4 protein-coding genes and 1 pseudogene are annotated in these 5030 nt (G+C 56.8%); all 5 read left to right on the forward strand.

The genetic code is table 11. The features are described 5' to 3' along the window. Nucleotides 1-217 precede the first annotated feature (217 nt). Nucleotides 218-1591 (forward strand): UDP-N-acetylmuramate--L-alanine ligase, encoded by a 1374-nt coding sequence (gene murC, locus V6C07_RS07270; protein WP_333535696.1) that lies wholly within the window; start codon nt 218-220, stop codon nt 1589-1591. After that, nucleotides 1584-2474: a UDP-N-acetylmuramate dehydrogenase gene (murB, locus tag V6C07_RS07275; RefSeq protein ID WP_333535697.1), complete on the forward strand. Its 891-nt coding sequence runs from the start codon at nt 1584-1586 to the stop codon at nt 2472-2474. Before murC ends, murB begins: the two co-directional genes overlap by 8 nt. Before the next feature lie 122 nt (nt 2475-2596). Beyond that, entirely contained in the window at nt 2597-3346 is a 750-nt protein-coding gene (locus V6C07_RS07280; RefSeq protein ID WP_333535699.1) for a cell division protein FtsQ/DivIB, read from the forward strand. A gap of 51 nt (nt 3347-3397) precedes the next feature. Continuing rightward, nucleotides 3398-4633: a cell division protein FtsA gene (gene ftsA / locus V6C07_RS07285; protein ID WP_333535700.1), complete on the forward strand. Its 1236-nt coding sequence runs from the start codon at nt 3398-3400 to the stop codon at nt 4631-4633. 53 nt (nt 4634-4686) lie between these two features. Further along, nucleotides 4687-5030: pseudogene (locus V6C07_RS07290) on the forward strand (cell division protein FtsZ); the annotation flags it as partial.

The raw sequence follows: 5030 nt of genomic DNA on the forward strand, positions 1-5030 counted from the left end.
TGGAAGGCCTGGCACAAACGCTCATCAGCCTGCTTAACGACAGCGGCGAGCGCACACGCATGTCGACCGCTGCACTGGCCTCTGCCCGGCCCGATGCCGCCGCTCGTGTGGTTTCTGTTTTGGAAGAGACAGCCCGTCTGCGCTGAAAGCGGTTGCGGGATGTTTGTATGGCGGCCTGCCGCCTGTGAATTATCTAGATATTCTTTAAAGGTAACGCATGAACAGCAAGATCCGGCACATCCACATGGTGGGCATCGGCGGCGCGGGCATGAGCGGCATTGCCGAGGTACTGCTCAATCTCAAATACGAGATTTCCGGTTCGGACATGAGCGATTCCGCTGTTGTCCGGCATCTGCGCAGTCTGGGCGCGCGCATTACCGTCGGGCATGCGGCGGAAAACGTGGGAGACGTGCAGGTGCTGGTCAAGTCCACAGCCATCAGGGATGATAATCCCGAGCTTGTGGAGGCCCGCAAGCGCAACATCGCCATTATTCCCCGTGCCGAGATGCTGGCCGAGCTTATGCGTCTGCGTCAGGGCATCGCCATTGCGGGTACGCACGGCAAAACCACCACCACATCGCTCACTGCCTCGATTTTTGATGAGGCCGGTCTTGATCCCACGGTGATCATCGGCGGGCGCCTCAATGTTTACGGAGCCAACGCCCATCTCGGACACGGCGAATACCTGATCGCCGAGGCCGATGAATCTGACGGGTCGTTTCTTTGCCTGTTGCCCATCATCAACGTGGTGACCAACGTGGATGAGGATCATCTGGACCATTACAAAACACGGGAAGCCATAGACAGCGCCTTTGTGCAGTTCATGAACAACGTGCCGTTTTACGGGCTGAACATTGTTTGCGGCGATGACCCCGGCGTGCTGGAACTTTTGCCGCGGGTAAAGCGCCCCGTGCTTACCTACGGTTTTGCCGAGGACAACTCCCTGCGCGCCGTGCCGCTGGAAAGCGGGCGGATCAGCCGGTTTCAGGTCTGGCTGCATGGTGAGCAGCTGGGTGAAGTCAGTCTGCCGCAGCCGGGCCGCCACAATATCCTCAATGCACTGGCGTCCATCGGTGCTGCCCTGGAAGTAGGCATCAGTTTTGAAAAATGCGCCGCTGGCTTGTGCGGATTCAAGGGGGTGGGGCGCCGTTTTGAATTCAAAGGCGAAAAGCAAGGGGTCACCGTGGTGGATGACTACGGCCACCACCCGGCTGAAATTGCCGCAACCCTTGCCACTGCCCGTCAGGTTTTCGAAGGCAGGCGCATTGTGGCGGCTTTTCAGCCGCACCGCTTCAGCCGCACGGAAGCCCATTTTGGTGAATTTTGCAAAGTCTTCAATGACGTTGATCAACTGCTGCTGACTGAAATTTACGCTGCCTCTGAAAATCCCATTCCCGGCGTTTCCGGGCAAAGCCTTGCGCAGGGGATACGCCAGGTCTCTTCAACGCCTGTGGAATATTTTCAGACTCTGGATGACCTTGCCCAGGCGTTGCCCGATATTTTGCGGGAAGGAGACGTGCTGCTGACTCTTGGGGCAGGCAATATTACCCGTTTGGGTCCCATATGGCTGGAAGGGCTTGACCATGCGTGAGATCGCCTCGCCGCAGCTCGCCCAGCGCACAACATTGCGTCTTGGCGGGACAGCTATCGCAGAGCTGATTCTTGAATGCCCGGAGGATATTGCTCCGCTGTCGCGCCGCTTGCGCGCCCTGGGAGGAAGCCCCGTGGTATTGGGGGCCGGAAGCAATATTCTGGCCCAGGATGGCGATTTGCCTCTGGTTCTTGTCCGGCCGCTGCTCGTGCAGGGACCTGAGGTGGTCGGTGAAGAAGAGGGGAGGGTGCTGGTTCGCGCCGGAGCGGGAGTACCCCTGCCACGGCTGTTGCGTTTTTGCGCGGAACAGGGCTTGTCGGGGCTTGAAGGGCTTGTGGGCATTCCGGGAACAGTCGGCGGTGCAGTAGCCATGAATGCAGGTTCTTTCGGCGTTGAAACATGCGAAAAGATTGATAATATCATGGTGTTTGACGCCCAGGGCGCGCGCACTGTGGCATCCTGCTCATTGCAGTATGCCTATCGCAGCCTGCGTATTGAAGAGAAAAAGAATGATTTTATCGTCTTGGAAGCCACATTTGGCTTGACCAGAGCAGCGAGGGATGGCATCACTAATCGCATGCGTCACAACTTTTTTGAGAAAAAGTCTAAACAACCTGTGACGGCCTGGAGCGCTGGCTGCGTATTCAAAAATCCCTCTGCGGAAATGCCTGCCGGCAAACTTCTTGAGCAGGCGGGATTCAAAGGAAAAAAAATGGGCGGCATGGCCTTTTCAACCCTGCACGCCAACTTCATGATCAATGAGGGCAGGGGAAGTGCAAAGGCGGCCCTGGCCTTATTGCAAGAGGCAAAAGAAACTGTGCGGGAGCGGTTCGGTGTAGTGCTTGAGCCCGAAGTCAGGATTATTCCATGCCTCTTCCCTTGAAAAAGAATGCCCGCAGATCCCGGAACGCGTACACGCGCGCCGCTGTGACGGGCAAAGGCAAAAAAAACGCAAAACTGCGCATGCCGGCTTTTATGGCGGCTGTTTTTGGCAGATTGCGCGGTTTGGGCGGATTAAAAAGCCTGTTTGCCGTTGCTGTTTTGCTGGTCGGTTTGGGAATAGTGCTTTCCGGTGTGTGCTTTGCCTCGTTGTGGCTGTACAACAAGGCCATAACCAGCGACTTTTTTATCACCCGTCATGTAGATGTGGCCGGCAATGTGCGTCTTTCGCGCGATATGGTGCTGCAATACGGCGATCTTAAAGAAGGCGACAACAGCTTGGCCGTCAGCATTGCCAAAGTAGAGCGCAATCTGCGCCAGACCCCCTGGGTAGAGGAAGTTTCGGTAAAACGCCTTTTGCCCGACAGATTTGTGATAAAACTGAAGGAGCGGATGCCCTCCTTCTGGGTGCACAAGGAAGGTACCCTGTATTACGCCAATGAACGCGGTACGATTATCGCGCCAGTGGAAAGCAAGAACTTCCTGTCGCTCCCCACCTTGCGGGTGGAACCTGGGGCCGAAGACGCCATCCCCTTTCTCGCCCGCCTGATGAAAGACATCCAGAACGGTATACTGCCTGTGGAGGCTGGAGCAATCGCCTCCATTACCCTGAGTCCCGGCAGAGGCATTGAGGTGTACCTGGAAGACAGGGAAATGCGCCTCTCCATCGCCACAGACGACTGGGAAGGCAACCTTGCCCGGCTGGGAGTGACTTTGGGCGATCTGGCCCGGAGGCATGAACTGCGCAATGTGCGTGAAGTTCGGGCAGTCAACGGCAATGTATGGGTTTTGCTTAATCAGGCCGTGCAAAACTGATGCGGCGTGAATCATAAGAGTGTGAAGAACAGGCGTTTCTAGGAGAATGGCATGAATAAGTCCGAGCTCATCGTCGGTCTCGACATCGGCACCACAAAGATCTGCGCGGTGGTGGGTGAACTTGCTGAGTCGGGCCTTGTTGATGTGGTGGGCATCGGCACCAGCGTTTCCACCGGCCTGCGAAAGGGCGTGGTGGTCAATATCGAGCAGACCGTGCAGTCCATACGCAAGGCTGTGGAAGATGCCGAACTCATGGCCGGCTGCGAAATCCATTCTGTCTACGTGGGTATCGCGGGCAGCCACATCATGGGCATCAACAGTCACGGCGTCATCGCCGTCAAGGGCGGCGAAGTCGCGCAAAAAGATATTGAGCGTGCGCTGGATGCGGCAAGGGCCGTGGCTATCCCAGCCGATCGCGAGGTTATCCATATCCTGCCGCAGGAATATATTGTTGATAACCAGCGCGGCATCGCAGACCCCCTAGGCATGGCCGGCGTGCGCCTTGAAGTAAAGGTTCACATTGTCACCGGGGCGGTGTCTTCGGCGCAGAACATCGTGCGTTCCTGCCACCGCAGCCAGCTTGAGGTGTCTGATATCGCCCTTGAGTCCCTGGCTTCGGCCAAGGCTGTCCTTACTGAGGAAGAACGCGAAATCGGCGTGGCGCTGGTGGATCTTGGCGGCGGCACCACCGATATCGCCGTGTTTGCCAATGACGCCATCAAGCATACGGCCGTGTTGGCCCTGGGTGGACAAAACCTTTCCAACGACATCGCTTTCGGCCTGCGCACCCCCATTGCCTCGGCTGAAAAGATCAAGCTCAAGTATGGCTGCGCTCTGGCCGACCTTGTGCGCCATGATGAGTTTATTGAAGTTCCCAGTGTGGGCGGACGTGAGCCTCGTCGTTTGTCACGTCAGGTGCTTGCTGAAATTTGCGAACCGCGCATGGAGGAAATCCTCTACCTGGTGGACCAGACACTTGTGCGCTCGGGCTACAAGGACATGATCGGTGCGGGAGTCGTGCTCACCGGCGGCACTGCCCTTATGGAAGGCTGCCAGGAACTGGGCGAACAGATTTTCAATCTTCCCACCCGTATCGGGTACCCGCGAAATGTGGGCGGCCTTAAAGATGTGGTTAACAGCCCCAAGTTTTCCACCGCAGTGGGATTGTTGCGCTACGGCGCAGAAAAAGAAGTTTCCGGCCAAAAAAAGTTCACCACAAGAAGTGAGAGCGGCGTCTTTGATGGCGTGCTTGCGCGTATGAAAAAGTGGTTCGCTGATATTTCTTAAAATAACGACCTCAAACGGGCATTTGAGGACAGGTTAAAACAGGAGAGGAACCTATGTCTCAGTCGATCGTGGACGATATTGACACGTCTTTGTCCAGCAACGCTAAAATCAAGGTTATAGGCGTTGGCGGCGGCGGCGGCAATGCTGTGCAGAACATGATAGCCTCTGGTCTGCGCGGCGTGCAGTTTGTCTGCGCCAACACAGACGTGCAGGCTCTGGCGAAAAACGGCGCTCCTGTAAAAGTGCAGATGGGCGAAAAGCTCACCAAGGGGCTGGGCGCGGGCGCAAACCCCGCCATAGGCCGCGAGGCCGCTGTGGAAAGCGTCAATGCCATTCGTGAAGCCATTGGCGATGCGGACATGGTTTTTGTGACCGCCGGCATGGGCGGCGGCACTGG

The sequence above is a fragment of the Desulfovibrio sp. 1214_IL3152 genome (assembly GCF_036763055.1).
Classification (GTDB): Bacteria; Desulfobacterota; Desulfovibrionia; order Desulfovibrionales; family Desulfovibrionaceae; genus Desulfovibrio.

What these genes read in the sequence shown, in the direction of transcription:
- murC (WP_333535696.1), top strand. Translation starts at nt 218, where the DNA reads ATGAACAGCAAGATCCGGCACATCCACATGGTGGGCATCGGCGGCGCG.
- murB (WP_333535697.1), top strand. Translation starts at nt 1,584, where the DNA reads ATGCGTGAGATCGCCTCGCCGCAGCTCGCCCAGCGCACAACATTGCGT.
- ftsA (WP_333535700.1), top strand. Translation starts at nt 3,398, where the DNA reads ATGAATAAGTCCGAGCTCATCGTCGGTCTCGACATCGGCACCACAAAG.